Here is a 23,811-nt window from a genome sequence, read left to right as displayed (position 1 = left end):
ATGCTAATATTTAGGGATCGGGTTGTGAACCCTCACTCATGGGCACCTGATCGCGGGAAATCGACCACGGCGGAGCCGGACCTGCGCCGCGGCGCGAATCCGCACCTCGAGGTAAAACGCACCGGCATCCCCGAAGCCTCGCGCAACAATTGCAGCGACGGCATTGATTCCGGCCGAGGCTGGGCTAGCTTTTCCTGGATACGAGCTTCAACCCACGCATGCTGGCGCTCGCCGCCGCATCCAACGGTTCCTTCCGGGAGATCGCATCCATGCTGCTTGTCCTCACCGCCATCGTCTTCGACCTGATCGGCCTTGCCCTGATCGCCGGCGGCGGATGGCTGATCGCACTCGGCGGCAGTCCCTACTATCTGATCGCCGGCCTTGCGTTTCTGGCGACCGGCATCCTGTTGTATCTCAAACGGCCCGCCGCGATCTGGATCTATGCGATCCTCATCCTCGCCACCCTCGCCTGGGCGATCTGGGAGGTCGGCTTCGACTGGTGGCAGCTCGGGCCGCGCGGCGGCATCATCGTCCTGCTCGGCCTGTGGCTGATGCTGCCGGCGATCCGCCGCCCGCTCGGTTTCACCAGCCCGACCGGCGAAGTCTACGCGGCAACGCTGCTGCCGCTGGCCGTGGCGGTGCTGATCTCCGTCGGCGTAGCCGCCTATGCGATGACCCGGGACCTGCACAATGAGAGTGGCGACCTGACGGCGGCGGCGGTCATCTCCTCGCCGCCGCTTGGCGGCGACGTGCCGCCCGGCGACTGGCACCAGTACGGTCGCACCGCCTTCGGCCAGCGCTACTCGCCGCTCGAGCAGATCACCACCGACAATGTCGGCACGCTCAAGGTCGCCTGGCAGTACCAGACCGGCGACGTGAAACGGCCGGACGACGTCGGCGAGACGACCTACCAGGTGACGCCGCTGAAGGTCGGCGACACCCTCTATCTCTGCACGCCCCACAACTGGGCGATCGCGCTGGACGCGGCCACCGGCAAGGAAAAGTGGAAGTACGACAGCAATTCCGGCATGAACCCCGACCGCCAGCACCAGACCTGCCGCGGCGTCACCTACTGGAAGGAGCCTGCCGCCGCGGCCGGAACGCCTTGCGCCGAGCGCGTCTACCTGCCGACCTCGGATGCGCGCCTGATCGCCCTCGATGCCACCAACGGCGAGGTCTGCACCTCGTTTGCCGACCACGGCACCCTGCGTCTCGAGCAGGGCATGAAATACAATCCGGCCGGCTACTACTACTCGACCTCGCCGCCGGTTGCTGTCGCCGGAAAGATCATCATCGGCGGCGCCGTCAACGACAACTATTCGATCCACGAGCAGTCGGGCGTCATCCGCGCCTTCGACATCAATTCCGGGGCGCTGATCTGGAACTGGGACAGCGGCAATCCGGACGTCACGACGCCGCTGCCGCCGGACCAGACCTACACGACGAACTCGCCGAACAGCTGGTCGGTGTCGAGCTACGACGAAGGCCTGGGGCTGATCTACGTGCCGCTCGGCAACCAGGTGCCGGACCAGCTCGGCATGGGCCGCAGCGAGCATGTCGAGAAATATTCGTCGTCGATCGTCGCCCTCGACATTGCGACCGGGCAGGTGCGCTGGGTGCGCCAGACGGTGCACCACGACCTGTGGGACATGGACGTTCCCGCCCAGCCGGCCCTGCTCGACATCACCAGGGAGGACGGTACGGTGGTTCCCGCGCTGGTCGGGGCGACCAAGCAGGGCGACATCTACGTGCTCGACCGGCGCACCGGCGAGCCGCTGATCCCGATCAAGGAGGTGCCGGCGCCGACCGGCGCGATCCCGGAAGACTTCACCGCGCCGACGCAGCCGGTCTCCAAATTGACCTTCATGCCCGAGCCGCTGACGGAAAAGGACATGTGGGGCGTGTCGATGTTCGACCAGCTCGCCTGCCGCATCGACTTCCACCGGCTGAAATACGAGGGGCGCTACACGCCGCCGTCGCTGCAGGGCACGCTCGTCTATCCCGGCAATTTCGGCGTCTTCAATTGGGGTTCGATCGCCGTCGATCCGGAGCGGCAGGTGATGTTCGGCATGCCGACCTATCTTGCCTTCACTTCGAAGCTCGTGCCGCGCGACCAGATCCCGCCGAAAGGCCAGAGCGAGAAGGGCTCCGAACAGGGGCTGAACCGCAACGAGGGCGCGCCCTACGGCGTCTACATGGGGCCCTTCCTCGGGCCGTTGAAGATCCCCTGCCAGGCGCCGCCCTGGGGCTATGTCGCCGGCGCCGACCTGCGCACCGGCGAGATCGCCTACCGCCACAAGAACGGCACCGTCCGGGACCTCTCACCGATCCCGCTGCCCCTCAAGGTGGGCGTGCCGGGCATCGGCGGGCCGATCATCACCAAGGGCGGCGTCGCCTTCCTCGCGGCAGCGGTCGACGACTACTTCCGCGCCTACGACCTGACCACCGGCCGCCAGCTCTGGGAGGCACGGCTGCCGGCCGGCGGCCAGTCGACGCCGATGACCTACACGGCGGGCGACAAGCAGTATGTGCTGATCGTCGCCGGCGGCCACGGTTCGATCGGCACCAAGCCGGGCGACTATGTGATCGCCTATACGCTGCCGTGACGGTGGTGCCCAATAGCAAGGGCGGCCGGCGGAAACGGAAGGCCGGCGCTGCGGCCTCGCTCGGCAACCGCCGGTTACCCGGCGGCGGACGCGGCGATCCGCCTTTGCCGCCGCTTCTGGGGACCGGTGGAATTCAGCGCGCCGCACCGCATTTTCGCGTTGACATCGGCGAGGATTCGGAGAATATCGCCGCCATGATCACGCACGCACCCATCGCCGCGACGTACTTTTGGCTGTTCCGATAGGAGCGGCTGTTCGATCATCATGACCAACAAGCCGCCACCGGGCGGCTTTGTTGTTTTCAGGCTCCTGGTGGCGCAAGACCGAAGGAGCCCCGCAATGAACACCATCATCAATCTCGAAACAGCGCCGGTCGAACGGCCGCCGGTCCTCAACATCCGCGCCGCGCGCGCCGGCGACCTGCAGCAACTGCTCGACATGATCGCGCTGCACGCCGAATGCCACGGCGACTCGGCAAGGCTGACCGCAAGCGATCTGGACCGCGACCTGTTCGGCCCCTCGCCGTGGATCAGCGCGCTGGTTGCGGAAGCCGACGGACGGCTGATCGGCTACGCGATCCTCGTCCCGATGTACCGTGCCATGGAGGGCCGTCGCGGCATGGAACTGCACCAGATCTTCGTCCGAGCGGACCATCGCGGCACCGGCATCGGCCGGCACCTGATCGCCCGCGCCCGTGAACTGGCGCGCGTCGCCGGATGCAGCTATCTTTCGGTGAGCGCCGCCACCGGCAATTTCCAGGCGCATCGCTTCTACGAGCAGATGGACTTCAAGGCCGGCCCGGTCACCGGCATGCGCTACGTCCAGGCGCTGGGATAGCCGCCGACTGCCTGCGCCCCCGGCTCCGGCGCGCCGGCCGACGCAGGAATCGCGTTTCGCGGCCGACCAAGCAGGCTCACGGCTGCCGATCTGCCGCACTGGCCGGCGGAGCTCTACAGAGGAGAAGAGCACCATGACGAAGCGGATCGCGATCGGGCTCACCGAAGGGTTTGCGGACTGGGAATGCGCGCTGCTGATGGCGTCGGCGCGCGGCTACTTCCGCTTCGACGTCGTGACCGCCACACCCGGCGCAGGCGCCGTCACCTCGATGGGCGGCTTGGCGGTCACCCCGGGAATGGCGCTGGAGGAGGTCACGCCCGGCGATTTCGACGCGCTGGTGCTTTGCGGCGGCGCCATCTGGGAAACGGCGGCGGCGCCGGACCTCACCGCACAGATCCGCGCCTTCCAGGCGGCCGGGCGGCCGCTCGGCGCCATCTGCGGCGCGACGCTGGCGCTGGCGCGGGCCGGCGTGCTCGACCACAGCGGCCATACCAGCAACGGCGCCGAATTCCTGGCCTCGACGCCGGGATACTACGGCCACGACCTCTACCAGGAACAGCCGCGTGCCGTCCGCGACGGCAACCTCGTCACCGCCCCCGGCACCGCGCCCGTCACCTTCACCGCCGAGATCTACCGGGCGCTGGGTTTCCACAATCCCGATCTCGAGCATTATGTGAAGCTCTACGGCCGCGAGCACGGCTGAGCGGCCGGGCCACCTGTCGACGCATGTCCTCAGCAAGACAGGGGTACTTTTACGAGATGCATATGCCATCCTGATCGGCCGCGTTCCTGGTACACACGCCGTGCCTGTGTAACCCCGGCAACCCGGCTCAATGGGCGGGGATCGCCTTCAGATAGGCGGCGATCGCCTCGCGATCCGTGGCGGGCAGCCGTGCCATGTTCTTCTGCACCGCCGCCATCGAGCCGCCGACCGAATCGAAATCCGGGGTGAAGCCGGATTCGAGGTAATAGGCGATGTCGTTCTCGCTCCAATCACCGAAGCCCTTCCCGCCGGGCGTGATGTTGGGCACGCGCCCCTTGCCGCCTTCCGGATCCGGCGCGCCGGCCAGCCACTGGTCGGTCTCGAGCCCGCCGAGCGCGTTGCGCGGCGTGTGGCATTCACCACAGTGGCCCGGCCCCTCCACCAGGTACTGCCCGCGCTCGACCTTGGCGTCCGGCTTGCTCAGCCGCACGCGCGGCTTGTCGTTCAGGTACAGGAACTTCCAGCCGCCAATCAGCAGGCGCTGGTTGAACGGGAACGGCAGGTCGTGCGTCGGGGCGACATTAGCGCTGGCCGGCAGGGTCTTCAGATAGCCGTAGAGATCGTTGATGTCGCGCGGCGTCATCCGCGCATAGGAGGCGTAGGGAAAGGAGGGGTAAAGGTGCTGGCCCTCGCGGCCGACGCCGCGCAGCATGGCATCGCCGAACTCCGCGAGCGTCCAACCGCCGATGCCGGCGGTGGGATCGGGCGAGATGTTGGGCGGGTAGAAGGTGCCGAAGGGACTCTTCAGCGGCGCGCCGCCGGCAAGGACCAGCCGGTTTTCGTCGGTCGCCCCCGGCGCTGCGTGGCAACTGGAGCACCCCCCGGCCAGAAACACCCGCTCGCCGTTCTCGAGATCGGGCTCGCCCGCCGCGTTCCATGTTTGATCAGGCATCCGCGCCGCAGCGGTGATCGACAGATAAGACGCCACGCCAATCGCCGCGACGGCCAGCACGGCAACCGCCAGTCCACGAAATCTCATTGCGCTGCCCCCGGCATGAAGCTCCCTCGATCGCCCGGCAGGTCCCCCGTGGCAGACCTCCGAGGTACATCCCGAAGCCGAAACGATCCCGGGACGGTCGTTGCGCGGTCATGCCTGCCATTCATGCGCAATCGCGCGACCGGCAGACCTTGCGCATGCATCGTGGCATGGCCGCGGCAAAAGGCAAACTCTCCCGGGCATCGATCCCCCGGAGAGTTTGCCGATCCGCAGGGGTGACCGCTACTTTTTCACGCGGTAGCTCTCGTGACAGGAAGCGCAGCTCTTGCCGATCGGGCCGATGGCCGAGGCGACCGCGGCCTGATCGGCCGGAAGCTGGGCGAGTACCGTCTCGGCTTGCTTGCCGAGCGCGGCTGCCTTGGCCTTGAAGTCGTCCATGTTCTGCCAGATCTTCGGGCTTGCCTCGGTCTCCGCGCCGGTCTCGGTCCCGGCCGGGAACTGCTCGGGGAAGGTCTTGGTGACCTCCGTCATGGTGGCCAGCGAGGCCTTGACGACCTCCGCGTCATAGGGCTTCTCGCCCTTGGCGATGCCGGCCAGCGCCCCCATCGCGCCGCCAATCTTCTTCATCATCTGCTGGCGCACGACCTGCGGCTCGTCGGCCGCGACGACGGTGCTGGCGCCCAGAACGGCAAGGGCGGCCGCCGCCGCGATTGTCTTCAAATTCATTGGTAACTCCCTCGATATATGCCGGTCGGGTGTCCCGCCCGGCGGCTCAAAGCGGCGGCATGATTGCACGGGCAAGTGACAGGAAAAGTAAATTCTTCTTGAGAAGGGCTCTTACCCGACAGAATGCCGCCTCGATCAGCCCATGCCCCATCCCTGCCAGAGCGTGGCGGCGGCGATCCCGATCAGCAGCAGCCCTGAAGCCCTGCCAACGAGGCGGGTTGCCTGCGGGCTCCCGACGAGCATGTCGCGTCCCCTGCCCGCGGCGACCGCGAGACCGCCGTAGATGGCAAGCTGCGCTGCCCAGATCATCAGGACCATCACGCCCGCCTGGCGCCAGACCGGACCGAATTCCGGCCGCAGGAACTGCGGAAAGACCGCCAGCATGAAGAGATAGGCCTTCGGGTTCATCAGGCTCGTCAGCGCCCCCTGGTGAAAGCGGGTGCACAGCCCGCGGCGGTCGAGCGCGTCGACGCTGTCGATGGCAATCGAACTGCGCGCGAGCGTCCAGCCAATCCAGGCAATGTAGGCAGCACCGACCACAAGCAACACGTCGAACAGCGCCGGCACATAGTGCAGCAGCAAGCCGACGCCGACGGCGGCGTAGAACGTGTGGAACAGTCCGCCCGCCATGATGCCGAACGTGGCCGACAGTCCGGCGCGGCGGCCGCCGGACAGCGAGCTTGCCAGCACATAGATCATGTCCATGCCCGGCACGACGATGATGCCCGCGACCAGCAGAAAGAAAAGCCAGAGGTGTTCTGTGTAGGTCATGTCAGTTGTCCAATCCGATGTGGCCAGCCTCGTGGCTGCAAGCCCCGCTATTTCAATTGCTTGAAGCGTGGTATAGCGAAGCCCAACTGACAGGGATGTGTCAGTTGTGAGGAGCCCTCCATGCGAAAAGCGGCGCGCCTGTTCGAGATCATCCAGATCCTGCGGCTGGCCCAGCGCCCGGTCACCGCGGCCCGGATTGCCGAGCAGCTGGAGGTGACGGTGCGCTCGATCTATCGCGACATCGCCGCGCTGCAGGCGATGCGGGTGCCGGTCGAGGGCGAGCGCGGCATCGGCTATATCCTGCGGCCCGGCTTCGACCTGCCGCCACTGATGTTCTCGATCGAGGAGACGGAGGCAATCGTGCTGGCGCTGGCGCTGCTGGAGCGAACCGGCGACCGCGAACTCCAGGCGGCGGCGAAAAGCGTCGGCGCCAAGATCGAGGGCGCCGTCCCCCCACCGCTGCGCCATACGCTCAATGCGCGGGCCCTGCACGCCTGGGGCACGGCGCCAACCGCACCCGGGGCGATCGATCTGGCAATGGTGCGCCGGGCCATCCGCGAGGAGGAGAAACTGCTGATCGACTACCGCGACGACCTGGGGCGGGCAACCGAGCGCATCATCAGACCACTGGCGCTGATCTACTACTCCGAGCACGCCAATATTGTCGCATGGTGCGAGCTGCGGCAGGCGATCCGCAACTTCCGCGCCGACCGGGTGGAGAATTGCGATATTACGGGGAGCCACTTCCGCGGCGAAGGCGACCGCCTGCGGCAGCTGTGGATCGCGGGCTGGGGCAGCGATCTGCCAGCCGATGTCCGGCAAGAGCAGCCAGTTCGGCCGCTTCAGGCTGACGCTTCAGCAATGGCCCGATCCAGCGCCGCCTCGACGTGCAATTGCACGACATCGAAAGCAGTCACGGGATAGGCTTCCATTGCCGCAACCAGCGGAAGCTCGGTGCAGGCGACGGCGATTGCCTCGGCGCCCCGCGCGGCGAGGCCGGCTGCCATCGACAGCAAGGTGTGCCGCGCCTCTTCCGTTATCCGGCCGAGCGTCAATTCCTCGACAATGATCCGGTGCAGCGCATGGCGCTGCTCCTGCGGGGGGATCAGGACCCCGAGCTGATGGCGCTCGCGCAGACGGGTGGAGAAGAAATCCATTTCCATGGTGTAGCGCGTGCCGAGCAGGCCGACCCTGGTGCGGCCGCTCGCCCGCACGGCCTTCGCAAACGGGTCGGCAATGTGGAGGAGCGGCACGCGCAGGGCCGCCTCCACCTGGTCGGCCACGGCGTGGCCGCTGACGGCCGTGATCATCACGAACGCCGCGCCCGCGTCCTCCAGCCTGTGTCCGGCATCCGTGATCAGACCGGCAACCTCGTCCCAGCGCCCTTCGGCGGCCAGGCGGTTGATCGCGTCGAAGTCGAGCGTGAAGAGTACTGAGCGGGCATTGTGGTGTCCGCCGAGGCGGCTGTGGGCGGCCGCGTTCAGGAGCCGATAGTACAGCGCGCTGGACTCCCAGCTCATCCCGCCAATCAGGCCGATCAGCGTCATCGGATCGTCCGCCATGCCCCTCCTCCGCTGTTTCCGCTCTGGTCCTGATGCAACTTCCATATCGGTCCAGATTTTCCAATCGCAGTCAATCTTGCGTCAGATGAACGTATTTTTTGCTGACGGTGGCGCCAGGGCGAAGCGACCCTGGTCACGTCACTTGGACTATGGTCCTCGGAACGACAAAGCCCCGGCCTTGCGACCGGGGCTTCATCGAATACGGAAAAGCCGACGGACCTTACGCGGTCGCCGCCTCGTACATCTCCAGCACGTAATCCCAGTTGATCAGGCTGTCGACGAAGGCTTCCAGGTACTTCGGGCGGGCGTTGCGGTAGTCGATGTAGTAGGAGTGTTCCCAGACGTCGACGCCGAGGATCGGCGACGCGCCATGGACGAGCGGGTTCTCGCCGTTCGGGGTCTTGGAGATGGCGAGCTTGCCGTCCTTGACCGACAGCCATGCCCAGCCGGAGCCGAACTGGGTGGTGCCGGCGGCGATGAAGTCGGTGCGGAACTTGTCGTAGCCGCCGAGATCGCTGTCGAACGCCTTCTGCAGCGCGCCCGGCAGGCTCTTGCCGCCGCCGCCCTTCTTCATCCACTTCCAGAAATGGACGTGGTTGTAGTGCTGGCCGGCATTGTTGAAGAGGCCCTGATTGGTGCCGTAGGACTTCTTGACGATCTCTTCCAGCGTCAGGTTGGACAGGCCGGCTTCCTCGGCCGGCTTGTTGCCGTTGTCGACATAGGCCTTGTGGTGCTTGTCGTGATGGTACTCCAGCGTCTCGCGCGACATGAACGGCGCAAGCGCGTCGTAGTCGTAGGGCAGCGGCGGAAGTTCGAAGGCCATGGCGTATCTCCTCTAGAATACGGAATTTTTCAATGAAATCCGTTGAGTGGAACATAGGGGCCGGACCCGCAGGAGACAACCGGTTGCATGCCAAATTTTGTTGTTTGGCCGCAATTCCCTTCTGCGCGACGCTGATGCCTCGATGGCGCACCCCCGCGCCGCACCAAATACATCCAAGGCTTGCCGGCGATGCGTATTGCAACCATTGATTAGTTAAGCGACACTCCTCCTGCAATCTCGAGGAGGGCGAAACATGTCTGATTTCACAAGACAACTGGTTGACGCTTGCAAGCACGAATACGCGCGCTGGGACAACGGACAGGGCCGGGAGACCTGGGGATCGCCGCAGCACAGCAAGGACTACTATCTTTTCGTCAGGGACTATTGGAGAAGCATCGGCATAAACCACCTCGACGGCAGGACCGTACAGGCCGGGATCCGGCCGGCCTGGTCCAGCGCCTTCGTATCCTTCATCAACAAGACCGCCGGTGCCGGAACCCGTTTCCACTACACGCAGGCGCATTGCTACTACATAGACCGGGCCATGAAAGCGGCGAACGGCGCCGCCTCGGATTTCGCCTACATCGCCCGCAAACCGGAAAACTACAAGCCGAAGGCCGGCGACATCGTCTGCGCGGGCCGGGCATATGCGAAAGGTTACGGCTACGATCAGGCGGCGATCACCTACGAAGCGGACAGCTTCTATCCGTCCCATGGTGACATCGTCGTCGACGTGACCGACACGCACGCCCATGTGATGGGCGGCAACGTCAACGACAATGTGGACATGAAGCGGCTGAGACTGACCGGCACCGGCTATCTGAGGAACCGGATCAACACCTCGGGCACCGAGCTTCCGTGGATCGCGATCCTGGAGTGCCGCATCTAACGGGGGCCAGTCCAAACAAGCCGGCGGCCGCTCACCGTCTCAGGCGAGCGGACGTTCCGGGCATCGGTGGCGGCCCTGCCTTCACCGATTGCTGCTGCGTGCCCAGTCGAAATAGAGCTCGCGTGCCTTGGCCGTCACCGGACCGGTCTGCAGCTGACGGTCGTCGAGGCGGTGGACGGGCAGGACCTTGGAATAGTTGCCGGAGGTGAAGATCTCGTCGGCGGTGGCAAAATCGGCCACCGTCAGCGTCGTTTCGCGGACGTCGAAGCCGGCCTGGCGCAAGAGGCCGATGACGCGCGAGCGCGTGATGCCGGAAAGGAAAGTGCCGTTGGCGGCGGGCGTGAAGACGACGCCGTCCTTGACCATGAAGACGTTGGATGTGCCGGTCTCGGCGACGTTGCCGAGCATGTCGCGCACCAGCGCATTGCCGAAGCCGCGCGACTTCGCCTCGACGAGGATGCGGGCGTTGTTCGGATAGAGGCAGCCGGCCTTGGCGTCCGTCGGCATGCATTCCTTGGTCGGGCGGCGGAAGGGTGACACGGTCAGCGCCTCGCCGGTCTTGCCATCCCCAAGCGGCGCCTCGAACAGGCAGAGCGCAAAGCGGGTCGACTCGGGATCGGCCGCGACGACGCTGAACGAGCCGTGCTCGGCCCAGTACATCGGCTTGATGTAGATCGCGGTCTTGCCGTCGAACTTCTTCACCCCTTCCAGGGCAAGCGCCTGGATTTCCTCGGCGCTCATCGTCGCCTTCATGCCCAGGTTGACAGCCGAGCGGTTGACGCGCTGGCAATGCAGGTCGAGATCGGGGGCGAGGCCGTCGAACCAGCGGGCGCCGTCGAACACGGTGGAGGCCAGCCACATCGCGTGCGAGGTCGGCCCGATCAGCGGCGGGTTGCCGGGAAGCCACTCGCCTTCGACATAGGTCCAGGTGGGGGTGCGCGGGGAGGTGTCGACTGCCATGTTCAGGTCTCCTTCTGGCCGATAAAGGCCGGCCCGGCGATCCGGGTCAAGCTGGCAAAGGCCTGAACCAATCGGCGGGCGCTGTCCACTCACGATCTTTAATGGATGCATCAGCCATTGTCATGGATGCACCGGTGGAACGAGGCAAGGCCGCGTGGCATACATTGCGAATGCGAATGAGAGGGGCAATCAATCCATGAGAGCGATGTACTACGAAGCCTTCGGTGCTGCGCCGGAAGTCCGCACCCTGCCCGACCCGACCCCGACCGCCGGCGGCGTCGTGGTCAAGGTGGAGGCGACCGGGCTTTGCCGCAGCGACTGGCACGGCTGGATGGGCCACGACCCCGACATCCGCCTGCCGCACGTGCCCGGCCACGAACTCGCCGGCACGGTGCTTGCCGCCGGAAAAGCGGTGACGCGCTTCAAGGTCGGCGACCGGGTGACGGTGCCCTTCGTCTCCGGTTGCGGCCATTGCCACGAATGCCGCTCGGGCAACCAGCAGGTTTGCGAGGAGCAGTTCCAGCCGGGCTTCACCCACTGGGGCTCGTTCGCCGAATATGTCGCCCTCGACCATGCCGACCAGAACCTCGTGCACCTGCCGGACAGCGTCAGCTTCGTGACCGCCGCGAGCCTCGGCTGCCGGTTCGCCACCTCGTTCCGCGCCGTCTGCGACCAGGCCAAGGTCAAGGGCGGCGAATGGGTGGCGGTGCATGGATGCGGTGGCGTCGGTCTGTCCGCGATCATGATCGCGGCGGCGCTCAGCGCCAACCCGATCGCTATCGACATTTCCGACGAGAAGCTCGCCTTCGCGCGGAAGATGGGGGCGGTGGCGGCGATCAATGCCCGCGAGGTGGCGGACGTGGCGGAAGCGGTTCGCGAGATCACCGGCGGCGGGGCGCATGCCTCGATCGACGCGCTCGGCTCGCCTGCCACCTGCTTCAACTCGATTAAGAACCTGCGCCGGCGCGGCCGCCACGTGCAGGTCGGGCTGATGCTCGGCGAGCACGCGACGCCGCAGATCCCGATGGCACAGGTGATCGGCCACGAACTGGAGATCTACGGCAGCCACGGCATGCAGGCCTGGCGCTACGACGCGATGCTGTCGATGATGGCGGCCGGAAAGCTGCAGCCGGACAGGCTGATCGGCCGCGAGATCGGCCTGGAGGAGGCCGTGCCGGCGCTGATGACAATGGACACCGCCACCGACCTCGGCATCAGCGTCATCACGCGGTTCTGAGCGGGACGGCGGGCGCGGACCGCTCGCCCTCCACCCATCGGGAGAAAAGCGCTTCCGCGACGCCGCCACGGTTGTCGCAAGGCCGGAGTGGTGAAAGGCCGCAGTGGCGCGACCCTCGGGTCCGTCATACTCTCTCGATATTGTGCAGCGCACCGAAAATTGACACGATCGGGCGCTAATATTCTGATGCGAAAGCGCTTTTTTGGGAGTTGAAGCCGCCGTGTCCCATGCCGCCTATGTCTTCGATGCCTATGGCACCCTGTTCGACGTGCATGCGGCGGTGCGCCGCCATGCCGGCGACGTCGGGCCGGAATACCAGCGCTTTTCCGAGCTGTGGCGGGCCAAGCAGCTCGAATATTCGTGGACCCGGGCACTGATGGGCGCCTACCGGGACTTCTGGCAACTGACCGAGGAGGCGCTCGACTTCACCTTCCAGCGCATTCCCGGCGTCGATCCGGCGCTCAGGCCGAAGCTGCTCGAGGCCTACTGGAAGCTCGACTGCTACCCGGAGGTGCCGGCCGTGCTGCGCGGCCTGAAGGCCCGGGGCGCGCGCATCGCGATCCTCTCCAACGGCTCGCCGGCGATGCTGAAGTCGGCCGTCGACAATGCGGCGCTCGACACCGTCATCGACGACATCTTCTCCGTCGACGCACTGAAGACCTACAAGACGGCGCCGGCCGTCTACGACACGGTGACGACCAGCTATCGCCTCTATCCGAGCGCGGTGTCGTTCCAGTCCTCCAACCGCTGGGACGTCGCCGGCGCGACGAAGTTCGGCTTCCGGACCGTCTGGATCAACCGCACCAACATGCCCGACGAATATGCCGATCTCGGCCCGTCGCTAATCCTGCCGACGCTGGAAGCGCTGGAGTAAAGGCGGAGCGCGGAGCGGATGGGCTGGTCGGCGGCGCAGTACCTGAAATTCGAGGACGAGCGCACGCGGGCGGCGCGCGACCTGCTGGCGCAGGTGCCGCCCCTGCCCGACGGCGTCGCCTACGACCTCGGCTGCGGCCCCGGCAACTCGACCGAACTCGTCATCGCGCGCTTCCCGGACCACCGGATCGTCGGCATCGACAGCGATCCGGACATGCTCTCGGCGGCGCGCCGGCGGCTTCCGGACCGGCCGTTCGCGCAGGGCGACCTGGCGAGCTGGACACCGCCGGAACCCGCGGCCCTCCTCTTCGCCAATGCGGTCTTCCAGTGGGTGCCGGATCATCTGACTGTGGTTTCACGGCTGATGGACCGGCTCTTGCCGGGTGGCGTGCTTGCCGTGCAGATGCCCGACAATCTCGGCGAACCGAGCCATACCGGGATGGCGGCGACCGCCGGCGACCCGCGCTGGGCGCCGTATTTCGTCGAAAAGCCGCCCCGCGCGCCGCTGCCGCCGGTTAACGCCTACTACGATGCGCTGGCGCCGAAGGCCGCCCGCCTCGACATCTGGCACACGATCTACAACCATCCGATGGCGGATGCGGCGGCAATCGTCGAATGGGTCAAGGGCACGGGCCTGCGACCCTATCTGGCGAGGCTGCCGGCCGAGGCGCAGGACGGCTTCCTCGAGGCCTACCGGCAAGGGCTGGAGCAGGCCTACCGGCAGACCGCCGACGGCCACGTGCTGCTCCGCTTTCCGCGTCTGTTCGTGGTCGCGGTCAAGGCCTGAGCAAGCGATCTGGACCCTGCTCAGGCGACCTCCGCCCGCACGGGTCAATCGATACCCGCCACTGCTACGCGCTCGGCACCTCGCTGACGCAAGTGTTGCATTTCTGCGCAACGTCTCGTCACCGCCTTCCGCCGCGCTCTGCTCCGTGCGTGAAGGCACCTTAATCGTGCCGTTTCGACACAGATTCGGCTGGCACGGTTCCTGCTTCGTGCCCTGCAAGGAGCAGGCATGGTTAGCAGGCGGTTATTACTTTCTTATCTGGGGCTCGCGACGGCCGGCTCCGCCGTGCCGGCGCTCGGGGCCGGTGCGCCGGTCCTGAACGTCGATCTGCGCGGCGCCATCGACGCCTCCGCCCATGGCGTGCGGCCGGGCGGCGACTACCGCAAGAGCAAGGCCTTCGCCAAGCTGCTGCGCGAGGCGGCGGCGAAGAACACGCCGGTCTTCCTGCCGCCCGGCGACTATGCCGTCTCCAATGTCGAACTGCCGCAGAACACTCGCCTCACCGGCGTTCCCGGCGCCACCCGCATCCTCTATGGCGGCGGCGGCCACCTCTTCGCCGGGCAGGATGTCGGTCGCGTCCACCTCGAAAATCTCGTGATCGACGGCGGCAACCGCGGGCTCGACGACACCGTGCAGGGACTGGTCCATCTCGCCGGCGCAGGCGAAGTGCTGATCGAGAATTGCGAGATCAAGGGGTCCGCCAGATCGGCGCTCTACCTCGAACGCTGCGGCGGGCGCATCGACCGCAACCGCATCTCTGGCGCGGCGGATTTCGCCGTGTACGCGGTCGAGAGCGGCGGGCTGTCGATCACCGGCAACACCGTTGTCGAATGCGCCAACGGCGGCATCCTCGTGCATCGCTGGACCAAGGGGGCGGACGGCACCATCGTGTCCGGCAACCGCGTCGCGCAGATCGGTGCCACGAAGGGCGGCACCGGCCAATACGGCAACGGCATCAACGTCTTTCGCGCCGACGCCGTGATGGTGACGAACAACCACCTTTCCGGCTGCGCCTTCTCGGCGATCCGCTCCAACGCAGGCTCGAACGTGCAGATCGCCGGCAACACCTGCCTGAACTCCGGCGAGACGGCGATCTATTCCGAGTTCGGCTTCGAGGGGGCGATCGTCAACGGCAACCTCATCGACGGTGCAGCCAACGGCATCCTGATCGTCAACTTCGACGAGGGCGGGCGGCTTGCGACGGTGACCGGCAACATCGTGCGCAACCTGCGGCTCGAGGGGCCCTATAAGCATGACGGGGCGGGCTTCGGCCTCGGCATCGCCGTGGAGGCGGACACGGTGGTCAGCGGCAACACGATCGAAAACGCCCCGAAATACGGGCTGATGCTCGGCTGGGGACCCTACATGCGCGGACTGGTGGTCAACGACAACCTCGTTCGCGGCGCACCGGTCGGCTGCGCGGTGACGGTCGTCGAGGGGGCCGGTTCGGCGCTGATCTCCGGCAACCTCTTTTCCGACACGCCGCAGGGCGCCATCGCCGGCTTTCGCTGGAACGAGCGGGCGACCGGCGAACTGGCGGAGGGTGAAGTGCAATTCGCCCATCTTGCAATTGAGCGCAACCGGAAGCAATAAGCCGGACAGGCGCTCCCGCGGTGCGCGTCTTGGGCGCGCCCGCGGTCATTTTTGAATACGGGCCGTGGCGCCGGCAGGCGCTACGGCCGCGAGTCTCGCCCCCAAGGCACCCGCACGCCGGTGGGGCGATGGGGCGGATGGGGAAGGCTGCAGCTGCATGCCTTTCCCATCTTCGCGCTCTCAGTCGTGGGCGTTCATGTCGTGAGCGGCTTCGCCCGGCTTTGCCGCCTCGACCTTGAACTCGACGGCGACGGCGCCAGCCTTCTCGAAGTTCAAGGTGGCCGGAACCATCTCGCCCTCCTCGAACGGCTGCTTGATCGCCATGAACATCACATGAAGTCCGCCGGGCTTGAGCTCGACCGTGCCGTTGGCGGGGATCTCGATGCCGCCTTTCACCTGGCGCATCGTCATGACATCGTTCTCCACCTTCATATCATGCAGCTGTACGTCGTCGGAAACCGGCGAGGTGATGGAGACAAGCCGGTCGGGCTGGCTGCCATGGTTGATGATGGTGAAGAAGCCGCCGCCGACCGGCTGGCCCGGCAGCGTCGCCTTCGACATGGGATGATGAATCTCGAGGTCGCCGGCCCTGTATTCATGGGCGAACGCGCCGAACGCCGGGGCGGCAAGCAGGACGGCGGCGGCGAGCATCTTCGGAAGCAGTTTCATTGTGTGTTCCTCTCAAGGATCTGGAAATTGGAAGCAGGCCTCCCCGCGGCAAGGTCGGGAAGGCAGAGATCTGTGCGGCGGCGTTCGCCGGCGCGTCGTTCGGAAAAATTCCGTCTTCAGGTCAGTGCAGGCCGGACGCGGATCAAACGTTCGGCGGGTACGCGATCAGACCAACGGATAAGGTGGCGCGGTGGGAGGTGCCCCGGGCGGGAAGCGGCGGCCGTGGACGGCCGCTTCGACCAGCGGGCGGTCGGCGACGACACGAAAGGCGACAACGCGCCCGTCGAGATCGGCCGGCGCCGGCAGCAGGACGGCGGCAGCGATGCGGCAGGCCTCGCAGCCCGGGCCCGAGCCCGGCTTGGCCTTGCCGTGCTCGACGCTGTTCTTGATGCAGAGATCGGGGATGGTGCCGTCCGGCAGGGTGATGGCGGCCAGTTCGGCCGGCGACAGCGGCACGGCGGCTGCAGGCTTGTGGGCGAACGAAAGAAAAACCAGCGCGAGCATGCAAAGCATGCGCACAAGCACCGCCTTTCCGCCCGCAGGGTTCATCATTTTTTCCTCGTTCCGCCAACAGTTGCGGACCGTTCGTCCGTACCCCGCTGCCTCATGACGGTCAATGCGGCATTGTCGCATGCAAACGTTCGCCTGACATCACGACAATTCATCCGACGATCACGCCCGCAGTCTACCCCGCGCCGCGACAGGCGCCTATGGTTCCGCCACCGATCATGGGAGAATCGCATATGCTTACGATCTACGGCGTCTATCGCTCGCGTGCCTCGCGCAACTACTGGATGGCGGGCGAGCTCGGCATTCCATTCGTCTCGGTCCCGGTGATCCAGGGATACCGGCTCGACGACCCGGCTGCCGCCGATGCGCCGCTGAACACGCTTTCGCCGGAGTTCTTGAAGGTCAACCCGGCCGGGCTCATCCCCTGCATCGACGACGGCGGCTTCGTCATGAACGAGTCGCTGGCGATCAACCTCTATCTCGCCCGCAAGCATGGCGGCCCGCTCTCCGGCCAGACGATCACCGAGGAGGCGGAGATGCTGCAATGGACCATGTGGGCGGCGACCGAGGTCGAGCCGCACGCGGTCAAGATCGTCCTGACCATGGACCGCAACGGCGCCGAGAGCGAGGAAGGCCGGATGACCATCCGCGCCGCCACCAAGGCGCTGAAGAAGGCGTTCGCGCTGCTCGACAACCGCCTTGCGGCGACGGGCCACGTCGTCGGCGACCGCTTCACCGTCGCCGACCTCAACCTCGCCGAGGTGTTCCGCTACGCGATGAGCCAGACCGAGCTTTTCGACGCGGCACCGAATGTCAAGGCCTGGCTTGCCGCCTGCCAGGCGCGCCCGGCCTTCAAGACGATGTTCGAGACGCGGACGAAGGAAGCGCAGTAGCCGGGGCCGTCGCCGTACCGCCGACGCTCTCGGCGATCGCCCGCCGCATCCAGTCCTTGAACAGCATGACCTTGCGCGGCTCCCGGCGATCGGGGGCCGTGACGAAGTAATAGCCCATGCCGGTCTTCACCCTGATGTCGAAGGGGGCCACCAGCCTGCCCTCGTCCAGCGCCCAGGAAGCGAGGATCGGCCAGGCGAGCAGAACCCCCTGCCCGGCCAGCGCCGCATCGAGGCAGAGCGAGGCATCGCTGAAGACGTGACGGGTTTTCGGCGCCGGCTGGTCGAGGCCGGCCGCCCTCAGCCACACGTCCCAGGTGAACGGGTCGTTGGCGTCGATCACCGCCGGCATGTCGACGAGGTCGGCAGGGCTGCGCAGTCGCCCGGCAAGCTCCGGCGTACAGACCGGAAACATCTCCTGCGGCAGCACGAATTCGGCCTTGACCCCCGGCCAGTTGCCCGGCCCGATGCGGATGGCGAGGTCGACGTCGGAGGCGGTCAGATCGACCAGCGCCGTCGTCGATTCGATCCGCAGGCTGATCTCGGGATGGGCGGCGCTGAAGTGATGGATGCGGTGGATCAGCCAGCGCGAGGCGAAGATCGGCGCGACGGAGATGACCAGAATGGCATCGTCGCGGCGCAGGACGCTGCCGACCGCCTGTGCCAGCTCGCGGAAGCCGGCATTCAGTTTCTGCAGGAAGGGCTCGCCGAACGACGTCGGTCGCATGCCGCGCGCGGTGCGCTCGAAAACCGCCCGCCCGAGTTGGCCCTCGGCCTTGATCACCTGCTGGCTGACGGCGCCGACGGTGACGCCGAGTTCGTCGGCCGCGGCCTGCAGCGAGCCGAGCCGCCCCACTGCCTCGATGGCGCGCAGGCCGTTCAGATGTATGGCGTTCAGCTCCTTCATGCAGTTTTTCTATACCGAAGCCCTGAACTGCTCAATTGAATTCGCGAAGGGGTCGGCGCAATCTCTGCTTTCGAGACACCGGCGGGGATCTATCCTCTCAAGCAGATTGCCCGCCAAGCGTTCAGGAGAACTGCGGCCGCAGGAGAAAGCAATGATCAAGTTTTTCTTCAGCAGAAGCGGGCGCGGCGCCCCCAGCCGCCGATGCGATCCCGCCACCGCGGACTGGCTGCGCGACCCGCTGGCCCATCCGGACATCGAGGCGATGGACGAGCGCCAGCGTGCCGACCTGCCGTTCCGGACCTTTCCGAGAGGCAGGGACGACTGCAGCGACATTGTCCCGTCGTGCGGCGCCGGCTGACGCCACCGGACCGGAGCGCCGCGCTCCGCCCCCAACGCATTAGCAAGGCCCGAATAACAAGCACCATGCCCGCGACCTCGCGGGCACGTCCGGCGTCCGAAGTCAGGCGCCGGCGCGCGCCAGCGCCCGCTGCACCGCCGGGCGCTCCTGCATGCGGGCGCGATGCTCCAAGACCTTCGGGAAGCGGGCCGGGTCGACGCCGTCGCCCTCCAGCCAGCCCGCCATCGTGAACAGATAGGGATCGGCGACCGAATAGGTGCTGCCCATCACCCAGGGGCCGACAAGCATGGTCTCCTCGATGAGGCGGAAGCACTCGGCCATGTTCTCCGGCACCTTCGCCTTCATCGTCTCGACCGCGGCCGGATCGTCGGACCAGCGGGCGCCGCGGAACTTGTGCGCATGCGCGACGTGGACGGTCGCGCAGAGATAGGCGTTGAAGGCCTGCATGCGGGCGAACTCGAAGGCATCGTGCAGCGGCGCCAGGCGCCCGGCCGGGGTGACCTGGGCGATATAGGCGAGGATCGCCGGGGTCTCCGTCAGCACGCCCCGGTCGGTGACGAGCGCCGGCACCCGGCCCTTCGGATTGATCGCCAGATAGCCGGGGGAGCGCTGCTCTGAACCGGCGAGATCCACCATCTTTACCTCATGCGCGAGCCCGCTTTCCTCCAGGGCGATCAACGAGGCGAGCGCACAGGTGCGCGGTGCGAAGTGAAGGGTGAGCATCGCGTTCCTCCCGAAGCTGGTTCCTGAAACAGGAAATCCCATTTGCGGACGGTTGACAAGCGAAGCGGGGCGCCCGGCGCAGGGCGCCCCTTCGACGGCCGAACAATCAGCCCTGTGCCATATGCATCATCTCCCAGACATGGCCGTTGATGTCCTGGAAGCTGCAGCCGTACATCGGTCCGAACTCGATGTTCGGCTTCCATTCACGGGCCCCGGCGGCGAGCGCCTTCGCCTTGAATTCGTCCACTTCCTCCCGGCTTTCGGCGGACAGGCAGGTCAGCACCTGCGTCTCGTTTTCGGGATCACCGACCTTGCCGTTGACGAAGTCCTGGAAGCGGGCTTCCACCAGCAGCATGACGAAGATGTTGTCGGAAACGACCATGCAGGCCGCATTGTCGTCGCTGAACTGTTCGTTGAAGGTGAAGCCGAGCGCGCCGAAGAAGCGGCGCGTGGCCGGCAGGTCCTTGACGGGCAGGTTGACGAAAATCATGCGCATGCGGTCTCTCCTCTGCTGGGTGGATGGGCGCGCCATCACGACGCGACCGGCCAGATGCCTCAAGGACGGCCGGCAGGCAGGCCTGCCGACACGCGCACGATATTTTTCCTGGCGCTCAGGCGGTCAGCGCCGCCGTCACCCGCACGTCGCCGACATGGATGCCGTTCCAGTTGCGCATGGCGTGGTTGGCCTGCTCCATCAGGGTGGCGTGGACATCCTCGTCGCGATCGAAGAAGCGAGCGAGCACGGCGGCGACCATGGCTTCGGCGGCGCGCGAGGCGCCGTCCTCGCATTTCAGAGCGATCGCGATGCCCTTTTCCGGCACCGCCGCGCAGAACACCCCTTCCGCGCCGATCTTGACGAAGATCCGCCCCGGCGCGACCTGCATCAGGCGCGTGCAGGAGCGGTGGTTGCCGGCGACGTAGAAGGGCTCGGCCATGCAGGCTTCCATCAGCCGCTTCGCTGCGCGCGCCCGCACCGGCGCAAGGCCGGCACCGGTCGCCATCTTCGCAAAGCCGTGCGCCAGCCGCTTCAGCGGCACGGCATAGGTCGGGATCGAGCAGCCGTCGGTGCCGCAATTGTCGTGGGCGAGCGCCGTCCCCGTCAGGCTTTCCATGACGCCGCGGATCTCGGCCTGGATCGGATGGTCGTAGCCGACATAGCCGCGCGGCTCGACGCCGGTGTGGCAGGCGGTGCAGACAAAGCCGGCGTGCTTGCCCGAGCAGTTGTTGTGCAGCGCGGTCGGGCGTTCGAACGAGCGGGCCTGGCCGATCAGCACGGGCTGCTCGGAAGACCAATGGGCGCCGCATTCCAGCGCCGAGACGTCCCGGCCGGCAGCCGCCAGCATGGCGGCGGCAAGGGCGGCGTGCTCCGGCTCGCCGTTATGTGAGGCGCAGGCCAGCGCCAGTTCCTTTGCGCCGAACCCATAAGCATCGGCCGCGCCGCTTTCGACCAGCGGCAGCGCCTGCATGGCCTTGCAGGCGGAGCGCGGAAAGACCGGCGCGTCGATGTCGCCGGCAGAAAAGACCACCTCGCCATCGCCGTCGACCGCCACCACCATGCCGCGATGGCGGCTTTCGACGCGGTTGCCCCGCGTGACCTCGACCAGAACCGGATTTTCCATGCTTCTCGCCTCATTGCATCTGGGTACGGTTGTTGTCATAGACGAAATCGCCGGCCGTGACATCCGGCGCCGGCGGCGCGGACATGGAAATTCGCGACGGGTGCAGACCCGTGCTGCATGCCGGCGCCGCTCGCATGTCTGTCGTGAAGTTTGGCCCTTCCGACGGCTGACGAAACATGATCCGTTCAGCCGAATCTTGAACCGACCCCTGGTGCCGCATGACCGATACGACGCAAACCGCCCCGCCGCTCTCGGCGCTGTTCTCGGGCGCCAACCTGTTTCCGACGCTGATGCTCGGCGGCGCGATTTGCCTGCATGCGGTCGAGACCTACATCACCGCCACCCTGATGCCGTCGATCGTCCGCGATATCGGCGGGCTGTCGCTGTTTGCCTGGGCGACCACGCTCTACGTGGCGGCTTCGGTAATCGGTTCGATCTTCGTCGCGGTGCGCCCGGCGGCCGTCTCGCTGAACCGCTGCTATGTCGGCGGCGCGACACTGTTCGGCCTCGGCAGCCTGGTCTGCGCGATCGCGCCGGTCATCGAGGTCGTGCTCGCGGGACGTGCCATCCAGGGGCTGGGCGCCGGGCTGCTGGTGACGCTCGGCTATTCCTTTATCCGCTTCGTCTATCCCGAAGCGCTCTGGAGAAAGGCGTCGACGCTCTATGCCGCGATCTGGGGCGTCGCCACCTTTCTCGGCCCCACGATCGGCGGCGTCTTCGCCAGCGGCAGCGCCTGGCGCGAGGCGTTCCTCATCCTCGTCCCGATCGCACTGGTGATGGCGTGGCTGGCGCCGCGGCGGCTGCCGCGTGGCGAGGACCGGAATGCCGCACCTCCGGCGCCGTTCGCGCAGATCGTGCTGCTGCTCGCCTCGGTGCTGCTCGTCTCCTTCGCCGGGTCCGTCGAGGTGGTGGCGTTGCGGTCCGGCCTTGCCGGCCTCGCCGTCCTCGGCGTCGCCGGAATGGTGGCGACCGAACGGCGCGCCGGCGCGCGGCTGCTGCCGGCCGGGGCGGTGCGGCTGTCCTCGGCGCTGGCGCGGATCTACCTGATCATGCTGCTGCTGCTGGTCGTGCTCGCCTCGGACATCTACATCCCGTATTTCCTGCAGACCCTGCACGGCGTGACCCCGCTCGTCTCCGGCTACCTGGTGGCGATGCTGGCGCTCGGCTGGACGAGCTCGGCCTTCCTGACCGCCGGGCTTTCCGGGCGGCGGGCGGTGCTGTCCATCGCCGCCGGCACGCTCGTCGAGGCGGTGTCGACCGGCATGCTGGTCCTGCTTCTGGCACGCGACAACGCCGATGGCAGCCTTGCCGTGCTGGCCTGCGCAACGATCGCGATCTTCGGCATGGGTTTTGGCGTCGGGATGGGCTGGGCACATCTGGTGACCCTGGTGCTGAAGCTCGCCCCCGACGACGAGAAGGACAAGGCCTCGGCGGCGATCACCACGATGCAGTCGCTCGGCAGCGCCTTCGGCGCGGCGCTGGCCGGGGTGGTGGCAAACAGCACCGGCCTGCTCGATCCTGGTGGGATCGCAGGCGACATCGCCGCGGCAGGCTGGCTCTACGGCCTGTTCGCGCTGCCTGGCCTCTGCGCCTTCGTGCTCGCGCTGTCGCTGCTGCGGCAGCCGCGTTGACCGGTTACCGCAATTGCTTTGTTCTCGAGCAGCTTCGCAGCCAGAACCGCAGCGCACGGTTTGCCCGAATTGTTGCGGTCAGTCGAAGGTGATCACGACCTTGCCGATGTGATCGCCCTTTTCCAGCATGGCATGCGCCGCTGCGACCTCGGTGAAGGGCAGAACCGCCTGGATCACCGGCGCGACGCGGCCGGAATCGAGGTGCGGCCAGACCTTGTACAGGAGCTCGTCGCGGATCGCCTGTTTCTCCGCCGCCGTTCGCGGCCGCATGGCAGAGCCCATGATACGCAGCCGCCGCGACAGGATCGGGCCGAGGCTCGCCTTCTCGACAACCGCACCACCGAGGAAGGCGATGATCGACAGCCGCCCGTCGAGCGCCAGGGACTTCAGGTTCCTAGCGAAATAGGCGGCGCCGATCATGTCGAGGATGACGTCCACGCCCTTGCGGCCGGTCTCCTCGGCGATGACGGCGCTGAAATCCTCGGTGCGGTAGTTGATCGCCCGGTGGGCACCGAGGCCAACGCAGGCCTCGCATTTCTCGGTCGAGCCGGCGGTGGCGTAGACCTTTGCGCCGAAGGCTGTGGCAAGCTGAATCGCCGTCGTGCCGATGCCGCTGGTGCCCCCGTGGATCAGCACGGTTTCGCCGGATTTCAAATCGGCCATCATGAAGAGGTTGGCCCAGACGGTGAAGAAGGTCTCCGGCAATGCCGCGGCCTTGACGGCATCGTAGCCCTTCGGGAACCGCAGCGCCTGGGTGGCGGGCACGGCGCAATACTGCGCATAGCCGCCGCCGTTCGCGAGCGCGCAGACCTTGTCGCCGGCCGCAAACCCCGTCACGCCGCCGCCGAGCGCCACCACCTCGCCGGCGATCTCGAGCCCGAGGATGGGGCTCGCGTCGGGCGGCGGCGGATAGTCGCCCTTGCGCTGCATGATGTCCGGCCGGTTGATGCCGGCGGCGGCGACGCGAACGAGGATTTCGCCCGGCCGAAGGTCAGGAAGCGCGGCCTCGACGATGGTGAGATCTTCGGCGCCGCCGGGTTCGCGAACAGCGACATGGCGCATGGTTGCGGGCAGTTGCATGGTGTTTCCTCCGGGCAATCGGTGCAGGGCGTATCTCTGTCGGATGCGGGCAAAGATAGC

26 protein-coding genes are annotated in these 23,811 nt (G+C 66.7%); 12 read left to right on the top strand and 14 right to left on the bottom strand.

Features of this window, described 5'->3' with window-relative positions; genetic code table 11:
* The first annotated feature begins 269 nt into the window (after window positions 1–269).
* Window positions 270–2,606 (top strand): glucose/quinate/shikimate family membrane-bound PQQ-dependent dehydrogenase, encoded by a 2,337-nt coding sequence (locus tag C7449_RS01280; protein ID WP_108001387.1) that lies wholly within the window; start codon window positions 270–272, stop codon window positions 2,604–2,606.
* 74 nt (window positions 2,607–2,680) lie between these two features.
* Here C7449_RS01280 and C7449_RS21510 read toward each other — a convergent pair whose 3' ends face one another.
* A complete protein-coding gene (locus tag C7449_RS21510) occupies window positions 2,681–2,956 on the bottom strand; it encodes a hypothetical protein (RefSeq protein ID WP_146165029.1) in 276 nt (91 codons plus the stop codon).
* On the opposite strand from C7449_RS21510, the gene C7449_RS01270 reads away from it, so the two are divergent.
* Window positions 2,946–3,443 carry a GNAT family N-acetyltransferase gene (locus tag C7449_RS01270; protein ID WP_108000971.1) on the top strand — a complete coding sequence of 166 codons (498 nt, stop codon included), beginning with the start codon at window positions 2,946–2,948 and terminating at the stop codon, window positions 3,441–3,443. The two genes, C7449_RS21510 and C7449_RS01270, sit on opposite strands and share 11 nt — an antisense overlap.
* Window positions 3,444–3,639: 196 nt before the next feature.
* A complete protein-coding gene (locus C7449_RS01265) occupies window positions 3,640–4,146 on the top strand; it encodes a DJ-1/PfpI family protein (protein ID WP_374828285.1) in 507 nt (168 codons plus the stop codon).
* Window positions 4,147–4,273: 127 nt separating this feature from the next.
* Here C7449_RS01265 and C7449_RS01260 read toward each other — a convergent pair whose 3' ends face one another.
* The 3 genes from C7449_RS01260 to C7449_RS01250 all read right to left on the bottom strand — a co-directional run bounded on the left by C7449_RS01260 (window position 4,274) and on the right by C7449_RS01250 (window position 6,640).
* Window positions 4,274–5,185 carry a c-type cytochrome gene (locus tag C7449_RS01260; RefSeq protein WP_108000969.1) on the bottom strand — a complete coding sequence of 304 codons (912 nt, stop codon included), beginning with the start codon at window positions 5,183–5,185 and terminating at the stop codon, window positions 4,274–4,276.
* A 240-nt stretch (window positions 5,186–5,425) separates the two neighbouring features.
* Window positions 5,426–5,869 carry a c-type cytochrome gene (locus tag C7449_RS01255; protein ID WP_108000968.1) on the bottom strand — a complete coding sequence of 148 codons (444 nt, stop codon included), beginning with the start codon at window positions 5,867–5,869 and terminating at the stop codon, window positions 5,426–5,428.
* 135 nt (window positions 5,870–6,004) lie between these two features.
* Window positions 6,005–6,640 carry a LysE family translocator gene (locus C7449_RS01250; RefSeq protein ID WP_108000967.1) on the bottom strand — a complete coding sequence of 212 codons (636 nt, stop codon included), beginning with the start codon at window positions 6,638–6,640 and terminating at the stop codon, window positions 6,005–6,007.
* Between the two features lie 120 nt (window positions 6,641–6,760).
* Here C7449_RS01250 and C7449_RS01245 point away from each other — a divergent pair, with 120 nt between their 5' ends.
* Window positions 6,761–7,564 (top strand): helix-turn-helix transcriptional regulator, encoded by an 804-nt coding sequence (locus C7449_RS01245; protein WP_108000966.1) that lies wholly within the window; start codon window positions 6,761–6,763, stop codon window positions 7,562–7,564.
* Here C7449_RS01245 and C7449_RS01240 read toward each other — a convergent pair.
* A complete protein-coding gene (locus C7449_RS01240) occupies window positions 7,483–8,202 on the bottom strand; it encodes an aspartate/glutamate racemase family protein (RefSeq protein ID WP_108000965.1) in 720 nt (239 codons plus the stop codon). The two genes, C7449_RS01245 and C7449_RS01240, sit on opposite strands and share 82 nt — an antisense overlap.
* A gap of 220 nt (window positions 8,203–8,422) precedes the next feature.
* Window positions 8,423–9,025 (bottom strand): superoxide dismutase, encoded by a 603-nt coding sequence (locus tag C7449_RS01235; RefSeq protein WP_108000964.1) that lies wholly within the window; start codon window positions 9,023–9,025, stop codon window positions 8,423–8,425.
* Window positions 9,026–9,278: 253 nt separating this feature from the next.
* Between C7449_RS01235 and C7449_RS01230 the strand changes: the two genes are divergently transcribed.
* Window positions 9,279–9,914, top strand: coding sequence for a DUF2272 domain-containing protein (locus tag C7449_RS01230; RefSeq protein ID WP_108000963.1), 636 nt, complete (start codon window positions 9,279–9,281; stop codon window positions 9,912–9,914).
* Window positions 9,915–9,995: 81 nt separating this feature from the next.
* On the opposite strand, the gene C7449_RS01225 is transcribed toward C7449_RS01230, so the two are convergent.
* Window positions 9,996–10,874 carry a branched-chain amino acid aminotransferase gene (locus tag C7449_RS01225; protein WP_108000962.1) on the bottom strand — a complete coding sequence of 293 codons (879 nt, stop codon included), beginning with the start codon at window positions 10,872–10,874 and terminating at the stop codon, window positions 9,996–9,998.
* 196 nt (window positions 10,875–11,070) lie between these two features.
* Between C7449_RS01225 and C7449_RS01220 the strand changes: the two genes are divergently transcribed.
* From C7449_RS01220 to C7449_RS01205, 4 genes are all read left to right on the top strand, one after another.
* Window positions 11,071–12,111 carry a zinc-dependent alcohol dehydrogenase family protein gene (locus tag C7449_RS01220; protein ID WP_108000961.1) on the top strand — a complete coding sequence of 347 codons (1,041 nt, stop codon included), beginning with the start codon at window positions 11,071–11,073 and terminating at the stop codon, window positions 12,109–12,111.
* A 220-nt stretch (window positions 12,112–12,331) separates the two neighbouring features.
* Window positions 12,332–12,985, top strand: a complete 654-nt coding sequence (locus tag C7449_RS01215; protein ID WP_108001386.1) for a haloacid dehalogenase type II — start codon at window positions 12,332–12,334, stop codon at window positions 12,983–12,985.
* A gap of 18 nt (window positions 12,986–13,003) precedes the next feature.
* Window positions 13,004–13,771, top strand: coding sequence for a trans-aconitate 2-methyltransferase (tam, locus tag C7449_RS01210; RefSeq protein WP_108000960.1), 768 nt, complete (start codon window positions 13,004–13,006; stop codon window positions 13,769–13,771).
* A 228-nt stretch (window positions 13,772–13,999) separates the two neighbouring features.
* Window positions 14,000–15,364 carry a TIGR03808 family TAT-translocated repetitive protein gene (locus tag C7449_RS01205; protein WP_108000959.1) on the top strand — a complete coding sequence of 455 codons (1,365 nt, stop codon included), beginning with the start codon at window positions 14,000–14,002 and terminating at the stop codon, window positions 15,362–15,364.
* 180 nt (window positions 15,365–15,544) lie between these two features.
* Here the strand turns inward: C7449_RS01205 and C7449_RS01200 are convergent, their stop codons facing one another.
* Window positions 15,545–16,033 (bottom strand): copper chaperone PCu(A)C, encoded by a 489-nt coding sequence (locus C7449_RS01200; protein WP_108000958.1) that lies wholly within the window; start codon window positions 16,031–16,033, stop codon window positions 15,545–15,547.
* Window positions 16,034–16,198: 165 nt separating this feature from the next.
* The gene (locus C7449_RS01195; protein ID WP_108000957.1) at window positions 16,199–16,585 is read right to left on the bottom strand and encodes a hypothetical protein; all 387 of its coding nucleotides are present in this window, start codon (window positions 16,583–16,585) and stop codon (window positions 16,199–16,201) included.
* Window positions 16,586–16,776: 191 nt separating this feature from the next.
* Between C7449_RS01195 and C7449_RS01190 the strand changes: the two genes are divergently transcribed.
* A complete protein-coding gene (locus tag C7449_RS01190; protein WP_108000956.1) occupies window positions 16,777–17,436 on the top strand; it encodes a glutathione S-transferase family protein in 660 nt (219 codons plus the stop codon).
* Here the strand turns inward: C7449_RS01190 and C7449_RS01185 are convergent.
* Entirely contained in the window at window positions 17,396–18,340 is a 945-nt protein-coding gene (locus C7449_RS01185) for a LysR substrate-binding domain-containing protein (protein ID WP_108000955.1), read from the bottom strand. The two genes, C7449_RS01190 and C7449_RS01185, sit on opposite strands and share 41 nt — an antisense overlap.
* A gap of 151 nt (window positions 18,341–18,491) precedes the next feature.
* Here C7449_RS01185 and C7449_RS01180 point away from each other — a divergent pair, with 151 nt between their 5' ends.
* Window positions 18,492–18,698: a hypothetical protein gene (locus C7449_RS01180; RefSeq protein ID WP_108000954.1), complete on the top strand. Its 207-nt coding sequence runs from the start codon at window positions 18,492–18,494 to the stop codon at window positions 18,696–18,698.
* A 102-nt stretch (window positions 18,699–18,800) separates the two neighbouring features.
* Here C7449_RS01180 and C7449_RS01175 read toward each other — a convergent pair whose 3' ends face one another.
* From C7449_RS01175 to C7449_RS01165, 3 genes are all read right to left on the bottom strand, one after another.
* Window positions 18,801–19,421 carry a glutathione S-transferase family protein gene (locus C7449_RS01175; protein ID WP_108000953.1) on the bottom strand — a complete coding sequence of 207 codons (621 nt, stop codon included), beginning with the start codon at window positions 19,419–19,421 and terminating at the stop codon, window positions 18,801–18,803.
* Window positions 19,422–19,527: 106 nt separating this feature from the next.
* Window positions 19,528–19,917, bottom strand: a complete 390-nt coding sequence (locus C7449_RS01170; protein WP_108000952.1) for a VOC family protein — start codon at window positions 19,915–19,917, stop codon at window positions 19,528–19,530.
* A 115-nt stretch (window positions 19,918–20,032) separates the two neighbouring features.
* Window positions 20,033–21,040 carry an asparaginase gene (locus C7449_RS01165; protein ID WP_108000951.1) on the bottom strand — a complete coding sequence of 336 codons (1,008 nt, stop codon included), beginning with the start codon at window positions 21,038–21,040 and terminating at the stop codon, window positions 20,033–20,035.
* 218 nt (window positions 21,041–21,258) lie between these two features.
* Between C7449_RS01165 and C7449_RS01160 the strand changes: the two genes are divergently transcribed.
* A complete protein-coding gene (locus C7449_RS01160) occupies window positions 21,259–22,671 on the top strand; it encodes an MFS transporter (RefSeq protein WP_108000950.1) in 1,413 nt (470 codons plus the stop codon).
* Between the two features lie 78 nt (window positions 22,672–22,749).
* On the opposite strand, the gene C7449_RS01155 is transcribed toward C7449_RS01160, so the two are convergent.
* Complete coding sequence (locus C7449_RS01155) at window positions 22,750–23,751, bottom strand: NAD(P)H-quinone oxidoreductase (RefSeq protein ID WP_108000949.1); 1,002 nt, start codon at window positions 23,749–23,751, stop codon at window positions 22,750–22,752.
* Window positions 23,752–23,811 lie beyond the last annotated feature (60 nt).

The sequence above is a fragment of the Mycoplana dimorpha genome (genome assembly GCF_003046475.1).
Taxonomy (GTDB): Bacteria; Pseudomonadota; Alphaproteobacteria; order Rhizobiales; family Rhizobiaceae; genus Mycoplana; species Mycoplana dimorpha.
Note: the sequence above shows the minus strand (reverse complement) of the source record. Positions and strands in the feature narration are given on the sequence as shown.

Excerpts from the sequence above, each read along its gene's own strand:
- C7449_RS01280 (WP_108001387.1), top strand. The coding sequence starts at position 270 with ATGCTGCTTGTCCTCACCGCCATCGTCTTCGACCTGATCGGCCTTGCC.
- C7449_RS01270 (WP_108000971.1), top strand. The coding sequence starts at position 2,946 with ATGAACACCATCATCAATCTCGAAACAGCGCCGGTCGAACGGCCGCCG.
- C7449_RS21510 (WP_146165029.1), bottom strand. The coding sequence starts at position 2,956 with ATGGTGTTCATTGCGGGGCTCCTTCGGTCTTGCGCCACCAGGAGCCTG.
- C7449_RS01265 (WP_374828285.1), top strand. The coding sequence starts at position 3,640 with ATGGCGTCGGCGCGCGGCTACTTCCGCTTCGACGTCGTGACCGCCACA.
- C7449_RS01260 (WP_108000969.1), bottom strand. The coding sequence starts at position 5,185 with ATGAGATTTCGTGGACTGGCGGTTGCCGTGCTGGCCGTCGCGGCGATT.
- C7449_RS01255 (WP_108000968.1), bottom strand. The coding sequence starts at position 5,869 with ATGAATTTGAAGACAATCGCGGCGGCGGCCGCCCTTGCCGTTCTGGGC.
- C7449_RS01250 (WP_108000967.1), bottom strand. The coding sequence starts at position 6,640 with ATGACCTACACAGAACACCTCTGGCTTTTCTTTCTGCTGGTCGCGGGC.
- C7449_RS01245 (WP_108000966.1), top strand. The coding sequence starts at position 6,761 with ATGCGAAAAGCGGCGCGCCTGTTCGAGATCATCCAGATCCTGCGGCTG.
- C7449_RS01240 (WP_108000965.1), bottom strand. The coding sequence starts at position 8,202 with ATGGCGGACGATCCGATGACGCTGATCGGCCTGATTGGCGGGATGAGC.
- C7449_RS01235 (WP_108000964.1), bottom strand. The coding sequence starts at position 9,025 with ATGGCCTTCGAACTTCCGCCGCTGCCCTACGACTACGACGCGCTTGCG.
- C7449_RS01230 (WP_108000963.1), top strand. The coding sequence starts at position 9,279 with ATGTCTGATTTCACAAGACAACTGGTTGACGCTTGCAAGCACGAATAC.
- C7449_RS01225 (WP_108000962.1), bottom strand. The coding sequence starts at position 10,874 with ATGGCAGTCGACACCTCCCCGCGCACCCCCACCTGGACCTATGTCGAA.
- C7449_RS01220 (WP_108000961.1), top strand. The coding sequence starts at position 11,071 with ATGAGAGCGATGTACTACGAAGCCTTCGGTGCTGCGCCGGAAGTCCGC.
- tam (WP_108000960.1), top strand. The coding sequence starts at position 13,004 with ATGGGCTGGTCGGCGGCGCAGTACCTGAAATTCGAGGACGAGCGCACG.
- C7449_RS01205 (WP_108000959.1), top strand. The coding sequence starts at position 14,000 with ATGGTTAGCAGGCGGTTATTACTTTCTTATCTGGGGCTCGCGACGGCC.
- C7449_RS01200 (WP_108000958.1), bottom strand. The coding sequence starts at position 16,033 with ATGAAACTGCTTCCGAAGATGCTCGCCGCCGCCGTCCTGCTTGCCGCC.
- C7449_RS01195 (WP_108000957.1), bottom strand. The coding sequence starts at position 16,585 with ATGATGAACCCTGCGGGCGGAAAGGCGGTGCTTGTGCGCATGCTTTGC.
- C7449_RS01190 (WP_108000956.1), top strand. The coding sequence starts at position 16,777 with ATGCTTACGATCTACGGCGTCTATCGCTCGCGTGCCTCGCGCAACTAC.
- C7449_RS01185 (WP_108000955.1), bottom strand. The coding sequence starts at position 18,340 with ATGAAGGAGCTGAACGCCATACATCTGAACGGCCTGCGCGCCATCGAG.
- C7449_RS01180 (WP_108000954.1), top strand. The coding sequence starts at position 18,492 with ATGATCAAGTTTTTCTTCAGCAGAAGCGGGCGCGGCGCCCCCAGCCGC.
- C7449_RS01175 (WP_108000953.1), bottom strand. The coding sequence starts at position 19,421 with ATGCTCACCCTTCACTTCGCACCGCGCACCTGTGCGCTCGCCTCGTTG.
- C7449_RS01170 (WP_108000952.1), bottom strand. The coding sequence starts at position 19,917 with ATGCGCATGATTTTCGTCAACCTGCCCGTCAAGGACCTGCCGGCCACG.
- C7449_RS01165 (WP_108000951.1), bottom strand. The coding sequence starts at position 21,040 with ATGGAAAATCCGGTTCTGGTCGAGGTCACGCGGGGCAACCGCGTCGAA.
- C7449_RS01160 (WP_108000950.1), top strand. The coding sequence starts at position 21,259 with ATGACCGATACGACGCAAACCGCCCCGCCGCTCTCGGCGCTGTTCTCG.
- C7449_RS01155 (WP_108000949.1), bottom strand. The coding sequence starts at position 23,751 with ATGCAACTGCCCGCAACCATGCGCCATGTCGCTGTTCGCGAACCCGGC.